16 protein-coding genes are annotated in these 17,824 nt (G+C 65.1%); 10 read left to right on the forward strand and 6 right to left on the reverse strand.

The features are described 5' to 3' along the window. Positions 1-123: 123 nt before the first annotated feature. The 7 genes from A9J21_RS30870 to A9J21_RS10995 all read left to right on the forward strand — a co-directional run bounded on the left by A9J21_RS30870 (position 124) and on the right by A9J21_RS10995 (position 7,784). Positions 124-699: a DUF3304 domain-containing protein gene (locus A9J21_RS30870; protein WP_156545799.1), complete on the forward strand. Its 576-nt coding sequence runs from the start codon at positions 124-126 to the stop codon at positions 697-699. Continuing rightward, positions 696-2,831, forward strand: coding sequence for a DUF2235 domain-containing protein (locus A9J21_RS10970; RefSeq protein ID WP_066735434.1), 2,136 nt, complete (start codon positions 696-698; stop codon positions 2,829-2,831). The genes A9J21_RS30870 and A9J21_RS10970 overlap by 4 nt, the downstream gene beginning before the upstream one ends. 188 nt (positions 2,832-3,019) lie before the next feature. Continuing rightward, positions 3,020-3,472, forward strand: coding sequence for a CidA/LrgA family protein (locus A9J21_RS10975; RefSeq protein ID WP_066735603.1), 453 nt, complete (start codon positions 3,020-3,022; stop codon positions 3,470-3,472). 4 nt (positions 3,473-3,476) lie between these two features. Then, entirely contained in the window at positions 3,477-4,166 is a 690-nt protein-coding gene (locus tag A9J21_RS10980) for an LrgB family protein (RefSeq protein WP_066735436.1), read from the forward strand. 124 nt (positions 4,167-4,290) lie between these two features. Continuing rightward, positions 4,291-5,205, forward strand: a complete 915-nt coding sequence (locus tag A9J21_RS10985) for a Ku protein (protein ID WP_066735438.1) — start codon at positions 4,291-4,293, stop codon at positions 5,203-5,205. A 16-nt stretch (positions 5,206-5,221) separates the two neighbouring features. Then, positions 5,222-6,070, forward strand: coding sequence for a tetratricopeptide repeat protein (locus A9J21_RS10990; protein WP_066735440.1), 849 nt, complete (start codon positions 5,222-5,224; stop codon positions 6,068-6,070). A gap of 118 nt (positions 6,071-6,188) precedes the next feature. Next, positions 6,189-7,784 carry an EAL domain-containing protein gene (locus A9J21_RS10995; RefSeq protein WP_066735442.1) on the forward strand — a complete coding sequence of 532 codons (1,596 nt, stop codon included), beginning with the start codon at positions 6,189-6,191 and terminating at the stop codon, positions 7,782-7,784. Positions 7,785-7,802: 18 nt separating this feature from the next. On the opposite strand, the gene A9J21_RS11000 is transcribed toward A9J21_RS10995, so the two are convergent. The 3 genes from A9J21_RS11000 to A9J21_RS11010 form a co-directional block, all read right to left on the reverse strand. Then, the gene (locus tag A9J21_RS11000; RefSeq protein WP_066735444.1) at positions 7,803-9,101 is read right to left on the reverse strand and encodes an Nramp family divalent metal transporter; all 1,299 of its coding nucleotides are present in this window, start codon (positions 9,099-9,101) and stop codon (positions 7,803-7,805) included. Positions 9,102-9,238: 137 nt separating this feature from the next. Further along, positions 9,239-9,481 (reverse strand): zinc ribbon domain-containing protein, encoded by a 243-nt coding sequence (locus A9J21_RS11005; RefSeq protein WP_066735446.1) that lies wholly within the window; start codon positions 9,479-9,481, stop codon positions 9,239-9,241. Positions 9,482-9,558: 77 nt separating this feature from the next. Further along, on the reverse strand, positions 9,559-11,106 hold the full coding sequence (locus tag A9J21_RS11010) for a DHA2 family efflux MFS transporter permease subunit (RefSeq protein ID WP_066735447.1): 1,548 nt from the start codon (positions 11,104-11,106) through the stop codon (positions 9,559-9,561). A gap of 136 nt (positions 11,107-11,242) precedes the next feature. Between A9J21_RS11010 and A9J21_RS11015 the strand changes: the two genes are divergently transcribed. Beyond that, positions 11,243-11,686, forward strand: coding sequence for a MarR family winged helix-turn-helix transcriptional regulator (locus A9J21_RS11015; protein ID WP_066735450.1), 444 nt, complete (start codon positions 11,243-11,245; stop codon positions 11,684-11,686). Positions 11,687-11,693: 7 nt separating this feature from the next. On the opposite strand, the gene A9J21_RS11020 is transcribed toward A9J21_RS11015, so the two are convergent. Both A9J21_RS11020 and A9J21_RS11025 read right to left on the reverse strand, forming a co-directional pair. Next, a complete protein-coding gene (locus A9J21_RS11020; RefSeq protein ID WP_066735453.1) occupies positions 11,694-13,070 on the reverse strand; it encodes a sensor histidine kinase in 1,377 nt (458 codons plus the stop codon). Further along, a complete protein-coding gene (locus A9J21_RS11025; RefSeq protein ID WP_066735456.1) occupies positions 13,067-13,768 on the reverse strand; it encodes a response regulator in 702 nt (233 codons plus the stop codon). The genes A9J21_RS11020 and A9J21_RS11025 overlap by 4 nt, the downstream gene beginning before the upstream one ends. Before the next feature lie 203 nt (positions 13,769-13,971). Between A9J21_RS11025 and A9J21_RS11030 the strand changes: the two genes are divergently transcribed. Together A9J21_RS11030 and A9J21_RS11035 are read left to right on the forward strand one after the other, a co-directional pair. Continuing rightward, positions 13,972-15,036, forward strand: a complete 1,065-nt coding sequence (locus A9J21_RS11030; RefSeq protein WP_066735458.1) for a porin — start codon at positions 13,972-13,974, stop codon at positions 15,034-15,036. Positions 15,037-15,241: 205 nt separating this feature from the next. Then, entirely contained in the window at positions 15,242-16,288 is a 1,047-nt protein-coding gene (locus tag A9J21_RS11035; protein ID WP_066735466.1) for a porin, read from the forward strand. A gap of 138 nt (positions 16,289-16,426) precedes the next feature. Here the strand turns inward: A9J21_RS11035 and A9J21_RS11040 are convergent, their stop codons facing one another. Further along, the gene (locus A9J21_RS11040; RefSeq protein ID WP_066735606.1) at positions 16,427-17,731 is read right to left on the reverse strand and encodes a sorbosone dehydrogenase family protein; all 1,305 of its coding nucleotides are present in this window, start codon (positions 17,729-17,731) and stop codon (positions 16,427-16,429) included. Between the last annotated feature and the right edge of the window lie 93 nt (positions 17,732-17,824).

Here is a 17,824-nt window from a genome sequence, read left to right on the forward strand (position 1 = left end):
AACGACGACGAGCGGGGGCAAGTGCCAGGTAGAGCGTTCCTTGGGGAAAACTTGTCGAAAAAGGGCTCGTTGACCTTCGCTGGAACCGCGCCCATGGGCAATCGTCCACTGTCCTCTTTTTTCATGAAACGGCGATTTGGCGTCGTGCCTGCCATATTGACTGGCCTGGCAGTGACACTGGCCGGTTGTACTGGTGCGGGACGCGGTTACGAGCGGCCGTCCAAATACCTCAGCGGCGGCGTCAAGGCGCTCAACTACACGCCTTATTACATCCACAGGATCAATATCGAAGGGCCTGACCCAGTTCGTGGCGGCGGGCCGAATGTCATGCCTGCAAAACCAGGCAAAGGCCCCTCCGGTGGCGGAGCAGAATCCTGCTGCCTGACCTATCCACGCCAATGGCAGCCGGATCTGCGCGTCACGGTGCGCTGGCTGGTAGAGAAGGTGAAAGACGGCAAGACCCCGGGCTATTGGTACAAGGCCGAGAACGTACGTATCGCGCAATACGACGGCGAACGCACCGGAGGTGCCATCGCCATCTTCCTGCCTCGCGACCGCGTCCGACTCATGATCGTGGATGGCAATCACGACGGCGGCAACAACGCGAACAATCGTCCGCCTGACGACGATCCCCTGATTGCACAAGGCGTGCGCGACGACGAGTGGAATCTCAAATATCGCAAGGGAGGCCTTCAATGAATGCCGCACGCTGGCCGGAACTGATGCCCGAGGGTGGGCGCCTGCCGCAAAGCAAGGCTGCCAGGGAGTGGGGCGCAGGCAAGGTGGCCGATCCCCGATGCGAATGTCGTCAGACCATCCACATCAGCCTGTTCTTCGACGGCACGAACAACAACGACGACGAAGACAACATGAAATGGCGGGATTCGCTCACCGAAACCCATACGAACGTCGCACGGCTATATAACGTCGCCAGGGATGCGCCGAACGAGGGGATATTTAGGTTCTACATTCCGGGAGTCGGCACGCCTTTCCCAAAACTGGGCGAGCCAGATTACTCACAGGATGGCAAGGCGTTCGCTGACGGCTTCGGTCAGCGTTGCGTCTGGGGCATGACGCGGGTCCTGAATGCGGTGCATTACGCGATTACGCGAGATGTTACCAATCCCCTCGTTCGCGATAGCGAAGCCAAGGCCATCTGCGATGCCGCAGCCAACGGCAACGTGTCCAGGCTGATGGACAAGATCCGAATCCTGGGCATCACACACAGCAATCGCATCGACGACGGCCCGCAAAGCCGCGCGATCCAGCAGATCTGGATCAACGCCTTTGGGTTTTCGCGAGGCGCGGCGTGCGCGCGCGCCTTTGTCCACAACCTGATCAATAAATGGGGCAGGAATGACCAGATCAGCGACCAGGCCGGACACCGGGCATTGCCTTATGCCGTCAATTTTCTCGGGCTGTTCGATACCGTCGCTTCGGTCGGCATGCCCGACTCGACCCGCGCTGCACTGAAGCTCGATGTATTCGACGGCCATTTTCACTTCGCCAGTGGTGGCGCGCTGGACGTGCCGACGTCGGTCAGGCGGTGCGCCCACTTCTATTCGATCCACGAGCAGCGCATGAGCTTCCCGCTCGATACGATCCGGGAAGGCCAGGTCTATCCAAACGCGCTGGGCCGCGCCGAGGTCGGCTATCCCGGCGTGCATTCCGATGTGGGCGGTGGCTATGCGCCCGGCGAACAGGGCAAGGCGCGCGACGGCGACAGTAGCAAGCTCAGCCAGATACCGCTGCACGATATGTATATCGCGGCGCTGCGCGAAGGGGTGCCGCTGATTCTCGAGGATGAGATTCGTGAGTCCACTGTGCTGTCCAAGGACTTCGCCATCCACCCCGCCACGATAAACGCTTTCAATGCGTGGCGGCGCAACCTTGCCGAGGCGGATAGCGTGGAGAAGGCACTGCAATATGGCATGGGACAGTTGCTGACCTGGCGCACCCTGCGCGCGCAGGTTCGCACGGGCCAGTATGTCACCGAGCGCGCGTTCTTCAAGGCGGCGAAGGAAGACCCCCAGACGCCGCGCAAGCTTGAGGCGGACGTCCGCAAGGCTGAAGCCTCGGACCCCGAGTGCCAGCGCCTGAAAGCCGAGAGGGCGCGGCTACGGGGCGAACGATCCGACGCGGGGCAGAACCCGCTATATCTGCATGAGATTGACGCCGAACTGGCAGCGGCCGAGACGGCGTTGCAGCGTCGGCGCGAAGTATTGTATGGACAGCAGGCCGGCAAGGGCGAGCCATGCCGACCCGGCGAAGGGGCCGCCGACATGGTGACCAATGATCAGCGCGACCTGCGAGAGAGCGCCGAGCAGATGCGCCTGCTGCTCGGTCATCTCTATCGTGACCAGTTGGAGCGGTGGGAGGTTCGAAAGCAGGAGTATCCCTGGAACCCGGACAATCACCGGCCGCAGCGTGAGCCGGTATTGTCGGTCAGACATGAGCAGCCCCAAGCAGAATCCGAGGCGGTCACGCTGGCCAGCACCGGCACCATTTTCAACATCCTGCGCACGACGGTCCTGCAGATCTACCGCTCCGGCGACGATCTGGTGACGGAGCCCACGCCCGGCATCGAGGACTTCCTGCGGCAGCATACTGACCCGCAAGCCGTGGCCAGGCTCGACAAGGCGGCCATCGTCCTCTACGACGATTACGTGCATGACAGCCGTATCTGGTTCCGCATCCCGCATTTTCACGAGTACGCGCCGGGCGGTTACGGCTGGCCGCGGGTGATTTTCACGGGCAAGAGCCAACGAACGCTTTACCTGGCCCTTGCACCCGCAGTAAATCAATTGGGCGACGGCTACGCAGTGGCCTGAATCGCCTGTTGAATGGGGATCACAAGCCAGTGGGCGATCGCGGGCAGTCGGGCGCTTCATAAATCGGCGAGCGAGCGGCCCAGACCTGGCGGCTGTGCATTCCTGCACAACCGATGCGGATTTTAGGGCTGTCGTTGTGCGGAAACCCGGCCAATAATGGTGGCGTTTTCATCACTGATGCTGCCGCCGTGCCTGCCGCCCCCGCTGTCCCCGCCGCCGATGGCGGCCTTCCTGCTCCGTCCCGTTTCCGCCGCCTGGTGCGCACCGCCGCACAGGTAGCCGCCTTGCTTGGCATCTGGTTTGCCGCCGACTGGCTCACGCGCACGCTGGGCTGGTCGATGTCGCCGGGCGTGGTGGGACTGCTGGCCGTGCTGGGCCTGCTGCTGTCAGGCAAGGCCGATGTGGGCTGGGTCAAGGATGGCGCCGACTGGCTGCTGGGCGAACTGGTGCTGTTCTTCATCCCCTGCGTGGTGGCCGTGGTCAACTACCTGCCGCTGTTCCGTTCCGAAGGCGTGCAACTGACCATCGCCGTTGCGGTGGGCACGGTCCTGGTAATGGCCGCCACCGCGCTGGCCGTGCATGCCGGATGCCGCCTCGAACGGAAAATCCGGCGCATGCGTGGGCGGCCGGACGCGGAGTGACGCCATGATGTCCTTCCTGTGCCTGGCCTGGACCATCGCCCTCTATTTCGCCATCAAGCCGCTGTATCGCCGGAATCCGCGGATCTGGTACTCGCCAGCGATCGTGGTGCCGTTGCTGTCCATCGCCGTGCTGCTGATGGCCGATATCCCATACGCGGCCTACGTGGCCGATACGCGTTGGATGGTCTGGCTGCTGGGCCCCGCCACGATTGCCTTTGCGGTGCCGATCTACGAGCACCGCGGCATCGTGCGGCGCCACTGGCTGGCGCTGGCCCTGGGCGTGGTGGCAGGCATGCTTGTGGCAATGGTCAGCGCGCGCCTGCTGGCCGAAGCGTTCCATTTCAACAACGAGGTGTCGCGCAGCCTGATGGCCCGCTCGGTGTCCACGCCGTTCGCGGTCGCCGTGGTGTCGCACACCGGCGGATCGGCCGATCTCGTTTCGCTGTTCACGGTCATGACGGGGCTGGTGGGCATGCTGGTCGGCGATACCGTGCTGGCGTTGCTCAAACTGCGCTCACCGGTGGCGCAGGGCGCATCGCTGGGCGCCGCCGCGCATGGGTTCGGCACTGCGCGGGCACGCCAGCGTCACACCGAGGAGGGCGTGGTGGCGAGCCTGACCATGGTGCTGGCCGGCGTGCTGATGGTGATCGCCGGGCCCGCACTGACCGGATGGGTCACCGCCGTGGTCGGCTGACCTCGGGCGGACGCGTAGGACGCGTCTGACACCGCACACCGGTCCTGCTCACTGGCAGGGCCCGTGTCTCGCGGACTAGACTGGCTGGACGATGACCAGTTCCTTCGGGCGGGAGGATGTCGCCATGGCCGCACGTTCCATTGCTTCGCTGTCGATCAGCTTCGGGCTGGTTTCCATCCCCGTGAAGGTCTTCTCGGCCACCGAGAGCAAGTCGGCGATCAGCTTCAACCTGCTGCACAAGGGTTGCGGGTCGCGGTTGCGCCAGCAATACATCTGCCTGAAGGAAGACGTGGTGGTGGAGCGGGCCGATATGGTCAAGGGCTACGAGTTCGAGAAGGACCGCTATGTGACCTTTACGCCAGAGGAGCTCAAGGCGCTGGAGGACGCGGCCGAACAGACCATCGATATCGTATCGTTCATGCCGGTGGGCGCCATCGACCCGATCTACTACGACAAGGCCTACTACCTGGGCCCGGACAAGCGCGGCGGCAAGCCCTACAACCTGCTGGCCGAGGCCATGCGCGAAACCGGCACCTGTGCGCTGGCAAAGTGGGCCTGGAAGGGTAAGCAATACATGGTGCAGATTCGCGTGGGCGACGACGGCCTGATACTGCAGCAGCTGCTCTATGCCGACGAAGTGCGCGACATGGCCGACCTGCATGTCGAACGCACCGACGTGGCGCCCGCCGAACTCAAGCTGGCCCAGCAGCTGATCGAACAGAACGCGGTGGATGGCTACGATGCCAGCGCCTATGTGGACGAGGAAAAGCAGCGCATCCTGGAGCAGATCGACAAGAAGATCGCCGGCAAGAAGATCACGGTGGCGGCCGAGACGCCGGCGCCGTCCGGCGGCGAGGTGATCGACCTGATGGAGGCATTACGCAAGAGCATCGGCAACAACAAGCGGCAACCCGCAGCGAAGATGGCCGGCAAGGCTGCCGTCGCCAAGGCGGCGGCCCCCGAAGCCCCGGCGCGCAAGACCGCACGGCGGGCCACGGCGGCCCCGGCGGAAGCGCCGAAGCGCGCCGCGCGCAAGTAGGGCGCCTGGGGCGGCGATGCAAGCCTATTCGATGCGTGACGTGCAGGCGCTGCTGGGCATCTCGCGCAGCGTCATCACGGCATTGATGACCGCCGGCGTAATCGCGCCCCGGCGCGGCGCGCGCCAGGAATACCGGTTCAGCTTCCAGGATGTGGTGTTGCTGCGTACGGCGCAGTCGCTGCGCGAGGCGGGCGTTCCGACGCGCCATGTCACGCGGTCGCTGCGGCATCTGCAGGGGCTGGGCGAAGAAGGCAGGCCGCCCACCGGCCTGCGCGTGACGGCGGTTGGTGGCGACGTCGCCGTACAGGACCGTCGCGGGCGCTGGCACGTGGAATCGGGGCAGTTCGTGCTGGATCTGGACGACGCCGACAAGCGGCAAACCGGGGCCGAAGTCGTCGAGATGCGGCGCCATGCCACGCGGCAGACGCCCAACCCGCCGGCGCAGAACGAGACCGGGCCGTCCGACTGGTTCGAGCGCGGCGTTTCGCTGGAGTACGTGGCGCCAGGTGATGCCGAAGCCGCGTATCGCCACGCACTGGCGCAGGCGCCCGATTTCCTTGATGCGTGGCTCAACCTGGGATGCCTGCTCTGCGACCAGGGCCGCCTGGCCGAAGCGGCCGCCGAGTACCGTTCAGCCCTAAGTTATCTGCCATATCAACCGTTAATCCATTTCAATCTTGGCGTCGCACTCGAGGATGCCGGTGCGAAGCGTGAGGCGCTGGAGAGCTATCACGCGTGCATCGAACTGGCTCCCGACTTTGCCGACGCCCATTACAACGCCGCGCGGCTGCACGAGGCGCTCGGCGACCCACATCGGGCCATCCGGCACTACAACCAGTACCGCAAGCTCGAGCCGGTGGTTTAGCCGGCACAATGTCGTGGTCACGTCCTTCGTGTAGGCGCGCAGCCGACAGCTTTCACACGCCCGTCCGCTTCACAATCTGCGGAAACGGGCACACGACGACAACGAGGGGACTTTGGCTTTGAATTTCTGGCAGGAGCGCTTTGGCGGCTGGCATGTGTCGCCGCTGGCGCTGCTGGGGTGGCTGTGTACCTGCCTGTGCTTTGTTGCGGTGGCGGTCTGGCTTGGCCGGCAGCATGCCGATCATCTGGTCACGCAGCGCGAGGCCCGCATCGGCACCGAGATCGTGGCAAGCCTTGAGCGCGTGGCCGAAACGGTCGAGGCGCAGGGCCGCCAGCACTTGACGCCGCTCGTCGGCAAGCCGTGCGCCGACGTCAACCGGGCGCTCGCCACCTCGCACAGCTTCATCCCGTACGTCCGTACCGCCGCCATCGTCGAGCGGGGAGTCATCTATTGCTCGGGCACGCGAGGTCCGGTCAATGTGCCGCTGAGCTACTACTTTGCCGATCCGCATCCGGGCGTGGCGCACCGGCTGATGCTTGTGCAGGGCACGCCGTTCCGCGCGTATGCGCCGGCGCTGGCGTTGTTCCTGCCGCAGCCGGGCCAGCCCGACGGCGGCAGCTTCCTGCTGATCGAAGGGCGCTATGTCACCGATGCGCTGTCGCACGGGCTAGGGTTCGGCGCGTCGGAGATCGTGCTGACCGTGGGGCAGGCGTCGATCTATCACGATGGGACATATCTGCCTGCGCCGATGGCGGCGACCGATGGCGAGGCTACGCTATCGAAGGCATGGCCGATGCAGGTCAACGTGCTGGCGTCCTTCGAGTACGTCACGGCGATGCACCGCAAGTATGACCTGCTGTATGGCGCCATCGGCCTGCTGGCCGGGCTGCTTGTGGTGGCCGTGTTCCTGCTGGTGGCGGCGCCGCGCCGGCTGTTGCTGCAAGCCGTGCGGCAGGCGCTGAAGCGTGGCGAATTCCACCTGGTGTACCAGCCCATCGTCGAGGTGCATTCGCGGCAGTGGATGGGTGCCGAGGCGCTGCTGCGCTGGCAGCATCCGCGCTGGGGCAGCATTCCGCCCGGGTCGTATATCGAGACGGTGGAGTCGACGCCGCTGATCGACGACATCACGCATTTCGTGCTGCGCCGCGTGGTGGAGGACATCAACCGCTATGGTCCGTCGGCACCGCTGCACGTGGCGGTCAATGCGGCGCCGCTAAGCTTGCGGCGGCGCACCTTCCTGGGCGATCTCGATGCCTTGCAGCGGGCCATGCCGGACGGGTCGGGCCTGGTGCTGGAAATCACCGAACGCCATCTGCTGGCGGACAGCGGGGCCACGCGCGAGGCGTTCGACCGGCTGCACCAGGCCGGTATCCGCCTGGCCGTGGACGACTTCGGCACACGCAACAGCAATCTGGACCTGATCAAGAGCTTTCCGTTCGACTACCTGAAAATCGACCGCCAGTTCACGCAGGACGTGGACGCCAACGCGCAGGCGCTGCTGCGCGGCATTGTCAGCATGGCGCATCATTTCCATCTGGTGGTGATCGCCGAAGGGATCGAGACCGAGGCCCAGCACGCGCTGATCGTCGAAGCGGGAGTGGACTGGGCGCAGGGCTACCTCTACCAGCGGCCCGCCGCGCCGGCCAGCATCCTGGCGCGCCGCGGAATCTGGGTCAACGAGCGCGACGACATCAGCGAAACAGAAGCGGTGTAGGGGCAGGCAGGCCCGCGTCTAGCTCAGGGCCGTCTGCCACAGCAGCGCCACGTTGAGCAGGATGATGACGGCGGCCGACGCGCCTGCCAGCGCGAGCGGGATGCCGCGTACGCGCCAGGCACCCATCAGGCGGCGGTCGGCACCAAACAGGATCAGCGGCACCACGGCCAGCGGCAGCGTCAGGCTCAGCACGACCTGGCTTGCCACCAGCAGGCTGGCGGAGCCGTGCTCGCCAAACACCCAGACAGCGGCCAGCGCAGGCACGATGGCGACGGCCCGCGTCAGCAGCGCGCGGCGCAAGCGCGACATATGCAGGTCGAGAAATCCCTCCATGACGGCCTGGCCGGCCAACGTGCCGGTCAGCGTCGAATTGAGGCCGCACGCCAGCAGCGCCACGGCGAACAGCAGGCTGGCAAGATCGGAATGCAGCAGCGGCGCGAGCAGCCGGTGCGCGTCCGCCAGGTCTTCCACATTGGTCAGCCCGTTGGCGTGGAACACCGAGGCAGCCAGGATCAGCAGCGCCGCATTGATCAGGAAGGCAAAGCCGAGCGAGCCGAACGTATCGAGGCTCATGCCGCGCAGGATTTCGGCGAAAGACCGGCGTCGTGCCACGCGGCTGCCAGGTGGCGGCGTAAAGCGGCGCACCAGCGAGGAATGCAGATAAAGGTTGTGCGGCATCACCGTGGCGCCCACGATACCGGCCGCCAGCCAGAGCATGCCCGCATCGCGCACCAGATCGGCGGACGGCGCCATGCCGCCCAGCACGGCGGCCCACTCTGGCTGGGCCATCGCCAGCTGGGCCACGAAGCACAGCGCCACCAGCAGGATCAGCCCGGCGACCATGGCTTCCATGGTGCGCTGTCCATAGCGCTGCACGGCAAGCATGACGAGCGTCACCACGGCGGCAATCAGCACACCCACCCAGAGCTTGACGTGGAACAGCAACTGCAGCGCCACGGCACTGCCAACCACCTCGGCCACATCGCACGCAATGATCGCGATCTCGCTGGCAACCCACAGGCCAATGGTGACGCGCCGCGGAAAGCGATCACGGCACAGCTGCGCCAGATCCCGGCCGGTGACCACCCCTACACGCGCGGCAATCCATTGCAGCAGCATCGCCACCAGGCTCGACAATGCAATCACGATGAGCAGGCTGTAGCCGTACCTGGCGCCGCCCGCAATGGCCGTGGCCCAGTTGCCAGGGTCCATGTACCCCACGGCCACCAGCGCGCCGGCGCCCAGGAAAGCCAGGCGCGATCGCTGCGGCGGCTGCGCTGCGGGCAGGGTGGCGGTGTCTACAGGTGGTGGCGGCATGGTGTCGGGGTCCGATCACGTGGGGCCGGGTGACCCCCATGCTGCATTCTAGGACGTTGTTGAGAATTATTCCCAATTGGCTTTGCCTAATTGGGGGATTGCTTTCGTCTTTGCCCGGAGGAATTTGCAGATGGGTCTCAGCGGCTCCACCCGCCGCCGCTGGCACGCCCGGCCAGCTTGACCGGGCCGCAGCAGGCGCACGATGCGCCATGGCTCGCGCCGCCGTCCGTGCTGCCGCCGGCCAGGCCGGGGGCGGCCACCAAAGCGCGCGCGGCGCTCTGGCCGCAGTCGGGGCAGATGGCGGGGTCATCGCGACGGGCTATCGGACGCAGTTCAGAGAAGTCGCCGCAGGTGGGGCAACGGTAGTCGTAGGTCGGCATTGCCGCTCCAGGGACAGGGCCAGGTTCAGGGTCAGTGTTGGGCCAGCTTCGGGGCCCGGGTTGGCGACCAGCTTAGCTCAATCCATGGCGGCGTGGGCAAGGTTGTCGTCATCGGCAGGCTTGCGGCCGGGCCGGATCAGCAGGATCAGCGGCACCACCACCAGCGTGGCGATGAACATCGCCTTGAAGTCGTTCAGGTAGGCAATCATGGCCGCCTGCTGGTTGATGGTCTGGTTCAGCAGCGCGATGTCGACGCGCGAGCCGTGCAACAGCATCGACTGCAGGGCCGGGTTGTAGGGATTGACGTGCGCCACCAGGTCGCTGTGTGCAATCTGCGAATTGCGCGTCATCAACGTCTGGATCAGCGAAATGCCGATGCTGCTGCCGATATTGCGCATCAGGCTGTAGGTGGCCGTGCCATCGGCCCGCAGGGCGGGTTCCAATGTGGAAAAGGTCAGCGCGGACAGCGGCACGAACACCAGCCCCAGGCCAAAGCCCTGGATCACGCCGGGCCAGACGATGTCCGAGACCGACAGCACGATCGTGTAGCCCATCATCTGCCAGAGCGCGAATGCCGACACCAGGAAGCCCGCCAGCAACAGCAGCCGGGCATCCACGCGGCGCAGCAGGCGGCCGGCCAGCATCATCGCGACCATGGTGCCGATGCCCGACGGCGCGGTGACCAGACCCGTGGTGGCAACCGGGTAGCCCATCAGGTTCTGCAGCATCGGCGGCAGCAACGCGCGGGTGGCGTACATCACCGCGCCGATCACGAAGATAAAGCACGCGCCGGTGACGAAATTCCGGTCCTTGAGCAGCGCCGAGCGGAAGAACGACCGCGACCCTGCCGTGGCCGTATGCACCACGAAATAGGCAAAGGCGACGATGCAGACCAGTGCCTCGATGCGGATTTCCAGCGAGCTGAACCAGTCGAGTTGCTCGCCACGGTCCAGCATGGCCTGCAGCGCGCCAATTGCCAGGCTCAGCGTGGCAAAGCCGAAGGCGTCGAAGCGCATGCTGCGGGTGGGCGCCCGATCGGGCAGTGTGCTCAGCACGCCAAATAGCGCAAAAGCGCCGATCGGCACATTGATAAAGAACACCCAGCGCCAGTTGTAACTGTCGGTCAGCCAGCCGCCCAGCGTCGGACCCAGGATCGGCCCGACCATCACGCCCATGCCCCATACGGCCATGGCCTGCCCCTGGCGCGACGGTGGGTTGATATCGAGCAGGATCGATTGAGACAGCGGCACCAGCGCGGCGCCAAAGATGCCCTGCAGCAGCCGGGCGGCCACGATCTGCGTCAACGAATCGGCCATGCCGCAGAGGGCTGAAGCAATCGTAAAACCGCCAATCGATATCGCCAGCAGCCGTTTGACGCCCAGTTGGTCAGACAGCCAGCCGGTCAGCGGCGTGGCGATGGCGGCGGCCACGATGTACGAGGTCAGCACCCAGGTGATTTCGTCCTGCGAGGCCGACAGCGTGCCCTGCATATGCGGCAGCGCCACGTTGGCGATGGTGCTGTCGAGGGTCTGGATCAGCGTGGCAAGCATGATCGACAACGTGATCATGGGCCGGTTGATCGGCTGGCCGGCTGCTGCGGCAGGCGCGGAAACCACGGAAGACATGGGGAGCGAGGGGGGAGTTGGGGCGTCTAATTAATAAGCGTGCTTATTATATGTCGATGGAACGGTGTGTGGGGTTGTGTGCGATTCAGGGTTTTCGACACCAAACCGAACCGCGCGACTCCCTATAATCCCGCGCATGGAAAAGAATCTCGAAAAGCGCTTCGGCTTTCTGGTGTCGGACGTGGGCCGCTTGTCCGGCAAGCGGTTCGACGACCTGTCGCGCTCCACGCTCGATCTCACGCGTGCCCAGTACCGGGCGCTGGCCTACCTGTCGTATCACGGCGAAATGAACCAGGCGGCGCTGGCCGACCTGATGGAAGTGGCGCCGATTTCCGCCGGCCGGCTGCTCGACCGCATGGAAGAGGGCGGCTGGATCGCGCGCCGACCCAACCCCGAAGACCGCCGCGAGCGCATGGTGCGCATGACGGAAAAGGCCGACCAGGCCCTGGACGCCGCCCAGCACGTGGGCGATGTGGTCACCGGCCTGGCCCTGGACGGCTTTACCGAAGCCGAGTCCGAGCAATTTGTCGAATTCCTGCGGCGCGCCCGCGCCAATTTGTCGAGGCCCCAGCAGGGCTAACACCCGGTCACCCCGGAAAATCCACCCCCACCGTCAGCCCGCCGCCCTGCGTGTCGGTCAATGTGATGCTGGCGCCATGTAGTCGTGCGATTTCCCGGACGATGGACAGGCCCAGGCCGCTGCCTTCGCGGCTGGCGCTGGCTTCGCCGCGATAGAAGCGCTTGAAGACCGATTCGCGCTCGAACGGCGCCACGCCGGGGCCGTTGTCTTCCACCAGCAGCCTGTGCCCGGCCACGCGCACCGTCACGATGGCGCCAGGCCCCGCATAGCGCACGGCGTTGTCGATCAGGTTGCCGATCAGTTCCTGGAGCAGTTCCGGCTGGCCATTGAATTCGGCGCCGATGTCGCTGCCGTCATCGAAACCCAGATCGACATCCTGCTGGCGGGCCAGCGGCGCCCAATCCAGTGCCACCTGTTGTGCAAGCGGGCCCAGACGCAGCGGACGCAGCGTCGGCGCGTAGCCGCTGTCGGTTTCGAGCCGCGACAGCGATAGCAATTGCGCCACTTCCTTCGCCGCCTGCCGGACCGATCCATTGAGTCGCGACACATGCCCCCGCACGCCGGCCAGGTCCGTTTCGCGCAGCGCCAATTCCGATTCGGCCTGGATCACCGCCAGCGGGGTCTTCAGCTGGTGGGCGGCATCGGCAAAGAAGCGCTTGCGTCCCTGCACCATGCGGTGCAGACGCGCCACATACTGGTTCACGGCGGTCACGAGCGGCCGGATTTCCACGGGCAGCGTGGCATCGCCGATGGGGGCCAAGTCATCGGGCCCGCGTGCGGCCACGGTGTCGGACAGGCGTTGAAGGGGCCGCAGACCGCGCCGCACGCCAAACCAGACGATAACCAGGGCCAGACTGACCAGCATCAGTTCCTGCAGCAGCGACCCCATCAGGATCTCGTTGGCGAGATGCTCGCGTGGCTCGGTGGATTCGGCCACCAGCACCCAGACCATCTGGGTGCGCGCAGAGCGCACATCGTGCAGCGGCAGGGCCATCGCGGCCATGCGGACGGGCGTACCACGGAACTCGGCATCGTAGAACTGCGTGCGGTACAGCGAGCGCACCGGCCCGGAGGGCATCGGCAGGTCGTCATAACCGGTGATCGTGGTGCCGTGCTCGTCGCGAATCTTGTAGTAAACGCGCGAACCCGCTTCGGCATCGAAGACTTCCAGGGCCAGGTACGGCACCTCTACCTCGACGCGGCCGTCGCGCAGCTTGATGCCCTCGCGCATGGCCTTCAGCGATGCCGCCAGGGTGCGGTCGAAGGCCTGATGCGCGGCGGCCATGGCGCGGCGGTCGGTCAGCCACGCGTCGAGCGCCAGCAGTACCAGCAGGGGCAGCAACAGCCAGAGTGTCAGTTGCAGCCGCAGGCTGCCGGTCTTCATGTGCGCGTGTGCGCGCCGACGGCCGCAGCGTTGTCCTGCGCTTCGAGCAGATAGCCCAGGCCGCGCAGCGTGACGATGCTGACGCCGGAGCCTTCCAGCTTCTTGCGCAGGCGGTACACGTAGATCTCGATGGCATCGGCGTTGACGGACTCATCGATGCCGAAAATCTTCTCGGACAGGGCGGCCTTGTTGACCGCACGGCCGTCCCGCAATAGCAGAATCTCCAGGACGGCCCGTTCGCGGCCGGTCAGTTGCAGCAGTTCGCCATTGAGCGTGAAGGCGCGGCTCACGCTGTCGTAGTGCAGCGGGCCGCACGACAGTTCGGTGCGGTCGTGCCCGTGGCTGCGCCGGATCAGCGCGCGGGCCCGGGCTTCCAGTTCGGTCAGCGCGAAGGGCTTTGCCAGGTAGTCGTCGGCGCCCAGGTTGAGGCCGCGCACGCGGTCTTCCACCGATCCATGTGCGGTCAGGATCAGTACCGGCAGCGGATTACGGCGGGCGCGCAGGCGGCGCAGCACTTCCAGGCCGTCAAGGCGCGGCATGCCGATGTCAAGGATGGCCAGCGCGTAGTCCTGTGTGGTCAACAGGTGATCGGCGCTGGCGCCGTCATGCATGCAGTCGACCGTGAATCCGCTCTGGCTCAGGGATTCCGTCAGGGAAGCGGCCAGTTTGAGGTTGTCTTCGGCAAGCAGGATACGCATGGGGGGCTACGGCAACAGGGGGTCTACGGATATCGCGCTGGAGTGATACCTGTAAGCGGTGCCGGTGCCTAGATGGGGAAACTCCCAATCGTGGTGCATCCCCCACGGCAAAAATCGCAAGCGCTTCGAAAGCGAACTGAAAGTGAGGTCCCCATACCATCCGCTCCGTTCAAGACGAACCAGAACAACAAAGGAGACTGAGGATGAAACGGAAGGCAGTGGCCCTGGCCGCGTTGGGTTGCGTGGTATCGGGCGGCGCCGCGGCGCAATCGAGCGTGACGCTGTATGGCCTGGTGGATTCGGGCATCGAGTACGTGAACCATGCCAGCGCCAACGGCAACTCGCTGGTGAAAATGACCTCGGGCGGCAAGAACACGTCGCGCTGGGGCCTGCGCGGCACCGAAGACCTGGGCGGCGGCCTGAAGGCCATCTTCACGCTGGAATCGGGCATCGCCGTCGATACCGGCAAGCTCGACACCGACAACACGCTGTTCGACCGTCGCGCCTGGGTGGGCCTGCAGGACAAGAACCTCGGCAGCATCCGCATGGGTCGTGACTTCACCACGACCTATGACTTCATGCTGCCGTTCGACCCGATGGGTTATGCGCCGAACTACTCGTGGGCGACGTCGTCGACGGCCACGGGCGGCCGCAAGGATGGCATGTTCTCGCGTTCGACCAACATCGTGCGTTACGACGGCCAGTTCGGCCCGGTAAAGGTGGGCGGCACGATGGCGTTCGGCGAAGTGCCGGGCAGCTTCAAGAGTTCGTCGAAATATGATTTGGGCCTGGGCTACAACGCCGGCAAATTTGCCGCGGCCGTGACCTGGGACCGCCAGATGGGCGCGGGCACCAGCACCACGCCGGCCGACAACACCGATTACATCCAGGGCATCCACGCCGGCGCCAGCTACGACTTTGGCGCGCTGTCGGTGTACGCCGGTTATCGCAATTACCGCAAGACGTTCACCACAACGGCTGCCAAGCAGCTGAGCGACATGTACTGGGTGGGCGCCGCGTATGACTTCACGCCGGCTTTCACGCTGTACGGCGCGGTCTACAAGCAGAACATCAAGGGCGACACGGATGGAGATCCGATCATGATCTCGATGCGCGCCCAATACAATCTTTCCAAACGCACCTCAGCGTACCTGTCCGCAGCGTATGCCAAGGCGCGCAACGGTCAGAACGTGAGTGTCTCGCGTGATTTCGTTGGCTATGCCAACAATCAGGTCGGTGTGACGGCAGGCCTGCAGCACCGCTTCTGATCGTTGTTTCCAGGCTGCCGTGGTGGGCGGCCTTCCGGCGGTGCGAGGGGCTCGCGCCGCCGGTTTTTCGTTTTTGGCGCTGCATGATGCCTTGAATCGATGCCGCGCATGCGGTGGATCAAAAGGGCATGCGAAAGCGCGTCCTTGTGGCGGCACCTGACCTCGTGCTTCACGTCCAAGCAGGAACGTGGAAGGAGGTCTCGCAATGAAGCGCAAGGTAGTGGTACTGGCCGCAACCGGCCTGGTTTCGGCAGCAGCAGAGGCGCAGTCCGGCATCACGCTGTATGGGCTGCTCGACGTTGGCGTCGAGTACATCAGCAATGCCGGTCCCGATGGTAAATCGAAGGTGGGGTTGGTCTCGGGCGGCAAGAATATTTCCCGCTGGGGGCTGCGCGGCGCCGAGCCGCTCGGAGACGGACTGACGGCCATCTTCAGGCTGGAGTCGGGTTTCGAAGCCGACACGGGGCAGTTCTATGGCAACCGCCCCCTGTTCAACCGCCGCGCGTGGGTTGGCCTGGCGCACGAAACGCTTGGCAGCATCCGGATGGGCGCGGACTACTCCACGACGTTCGACTACATGGCGGCATTCGACCCCATGGACTACGCGCAAAACTATTCCTGGGTCATGGCCTCGACAGGCTCCGGCGACCGGCAGGACCCCATGTTCGTGCGATCGTCAAATGTCGTGCGCTATGACGGTCAGTTCGGGCCCGTGAAGCTGGGCACTACGCTTGCGTTTGGCGAAGACCCGGGAAGCTTCAAATCCTCGTTGAAATCCGATGTGGCGATTGGCTACACGGCGGGCGGCTTCTCGGCCGTGGTCGCGTGGGATCGCGTCAACGGGGCGGCGGGGCAGCCAACCGACTACGCCCAAGGGCTCAATGCCGGCGCCAACTATGACTTTGGCGCGCTGAAGCTCTACGCGGGCTATCGCAATTACCGCAAGACCTTCACCACGACGGCCCCCAACCAGTTGAGCGACATGTACTGGGTAGGCGCCGCGTACGACTTCACGCCCGCCTTCGCCCTGTACGGCGCCGTCTACAAGCAGAACATCAAGGGCGACACCAACGCCGACCCGATCATGGTCGCGCTGCGCGCCCAATACAGCTTTTCCAAACGCACCCTGGCGTACCTGTCAGCGGCGTATGCCAGTGCGCGGAATGGTCAAAGCGTAAGTGTCTCGCGGGATTTCGCTGGCTATGCCGACAACCAGGTCGGCGTGCTGGCGGGCTTGCAGCACCGCTTCTGATCGTCTTTATCGGGCTGTCATGACGGATGGTCTTCCGGCGGCGCGAGCGATCGTGCCGCCGGTTTTCGTTTGCGCCGCCCGCGCCTCTGCTATTTCCCCCTGGCTTCCCCGCCATGCGGCCATTGGCCGGGCCCATGGCTACCTGGCCCCGCTCACGCGCCAGACCACGTTGCCAACATCGTCGGCAACCAGCAGCCCCCCAGTCTTGTCGACGGCCACGCCCACCGGGCGCCCCTGTGCCTTGCCGTCCTGGTCCAGGAAGCCGGTCAGCACGTCGAACGGCGCCCCGTGTGGCTGGCCGTGGTCGAACGGCACGAAGATGACCTTGTAGCCCGAGCGCGGCTTGCGGTTCCACGATCCATGCTGGCTGACGAACATGCCGTCGTGGAACTGCGGCAGCAGGCTGTTGCCCGATGCGCCGGTCATGCCCAGCGACGCCGTATGCGCGCCCACCGCGTAATCGGGCACGATGGCCTTGGCGACCATGTCCGGGGCGGGCGGTTTCACGCGGTCGTCCACATGCTGGCCGTAGTAGCTGAACGGCCATCCATAGAATCCGCCGTCGCGCACGGACGTGATGTAGTCGGGCACCAGGTCGCTGCCGATTTCGTCGCGCTCATTGACCGATGTCCACAGCGCCTTGGTGGTCGGCTCCCACGCCATGCCGTTTGGATTGCGCAAGCCGCTGGCGAAAATGCGATGTTGCCCCGTCTGTCGATCGACCTCCCAGATGGCGGCGCGGCCGGCTTCCTTGTCGATGCCGTTCTCGCCGACGTTGCTGTTCGATCCCACCGTGACATAGAGCTTGCTGCCGTCGGGGCTGGCGATGATGTTCTTGGTCCAGTGATGGTTGATCGGGCCGGCCGGCAGGTCCACCAGCTTCTGCCCCGGCGCGGTGATGCTGGTCTGGCCCGGCGTGTACGGGAAGCGCAGTACGGCATCGGTATCGGCCACGTAGAAGTCATTGCCCACCAGCACCATGCCGAACGGCGAATGCAGATTTTGAAGAAATATCGATCTCTGATCGGCCACGCCATCGCCATTGGTGTCGCGCAGCAGGGTGATGCGGTTGGCGCTGGGCGTAGCTGCACCGGCGCGCTCCTGCGTCTTCTTCATGACCCACCCCCGGATACCCTTGTGGTCATCGGGCTTGGGCGGCGCGTTGGTTTCGGCCACCAGCACATCGCCATTCGGCAGCACGTAGATCCAGCGTGGATGGTCCAGCTTGTCGGCAAAGGCCGCCACGCGCATGCCGTCGGCGGCCACGGGCATCTTGCCGTCTTTCCAGCCTTCGGCCGGGGCGACATGGATGGTCGGAATCAGCGTCTTGTGCGGCGCGGGCAGTTGCGGGTTGGGACCAATGCCCGCGGTGTCGGGCAGCTTGGCCGATTCGCCGCAACCGACCAGCAGCGTTACCGCCACGATCGCGAACAGCGATGCCATCGGATAGATCAGATATTGGCGATATTCGCGCATGGCGGTCTCCTGATGCCTTTGATCAGAGCATAGGAGCGCACTTGCGCGATGTATGTCAGC

Source organism: Cupriavidus sp. D384 (genome assembly GCF_001652915.1).
Taxonomy (GTDB): Bacteria; Pseudomonadota; Gammaproteobacteria; order Burkholderiales; family Burkholderiaceae; genus Cupriavidus.

Excerpts from the sequence above, each read along its gene's own strand:
- A9J21_RS11030 (WP_066735458.1), top strand. The coding sequence starts at position 13,972 with ATGAAACGGAAGGCAGTGGCCCTGGCCGCGTTGGGTTGCGTGGTATCG.
- A9J21_RS30870 (WP_156545799.1), top strand. The coding sequence starts at position 124 with ATGAAACGGCGATTTGGCGTCGTGCCTGCCATATTGACTGGCCTGGCA.
- A9J21_RS11020 (WP_066735453.1), bottom strand. The coding sequence starts at position 13,070 with ATGAAGACCGGCAGCCTGCGGCTGCAACTGACACTCTGGCTGTTGCTG.
- A9J21_RS10985 (WP_066735438.1), top strand. The coding sequence starts at position 4,291 with ATGGCCGCACGTTCCATTGCTTCGCTGTCGATCAGCTTCGGGCTGGTT.
- A9J21_RS11005 (WP_066735446.1), bottom strand. The coding sequence starts at position 9,481 with ATGCCGACCTACGACTACCGTTGCCCCACCTGCGGCGACTTCTCTGAA.
- A9J21_RS11040 (WP_066735606.1), bottom strand. The coding sequence starts at position 17,731 with ATGGCATCGCTGTTCGCGATCGTGGCGGTAACGCTGCTGGTCGGTTGC.
- A9J21_RS11035 (WP_066735466.1), top strand. The coding sequence starts at position 15,242 with ATGAAGCGCAAGGTAGTGGTACTGGCCGCAACCGGCCTGGTTTCGGCA.
- A9J21_RS11015 (WP_066735450.1), top strand. The coding sequence starts at position 11,243 with ATGGAAAAGAATCTCGAAAAGCGCTTCGGCTTTCTGGTGTCGGACGTG.
- A9J21_RS11010 (WP_066735447.1), bottom strand. The coding sequence starts at position 11,106 with ATGTCTTCCGTGGTTTCCGCGCCTGCCGCAGCAGCCGGCCAGCCGATC.
- A9J21_RS10970 (WP_066735434.1), top strand. The coding sequence starts at position 696 with ATGAATGCCGCACGCTGGCCGGAACTGATGCCCGAGGGTGGGCGCCTG.
- A9J21_RS10990 (WP_066735440.1), top strand. The coding sequence starts at position 5,222 with ATGCAAGCCTATTCGATGCGTGACGTGCAGGCGCTGCTGGGCATCTCG.
- A9J21_RS10980 (WP_066735436.1), top strand. The coding sequence starts at position 3,477 with ATGATGTCCTTCCTGTGCCTGGCCTGGACCATCGCCCTCTATTTCGCC.
- A9J21_RS11000 (WP_066735444.1), bottom strand. The coding sequence starts at position 9,101 with ATGCCGCCACCACCTGTAGACACCGCCACCCTGCCCGCAGCGCAGCCG.
- A9J21_RS11025 (WP_066735456.1), bottom strand. The coding sequence starts at position 13,768 with ATGCGTATCCTGCTTGCCGAAGACAACCTCAAACTGGCCGCTTCCCTG.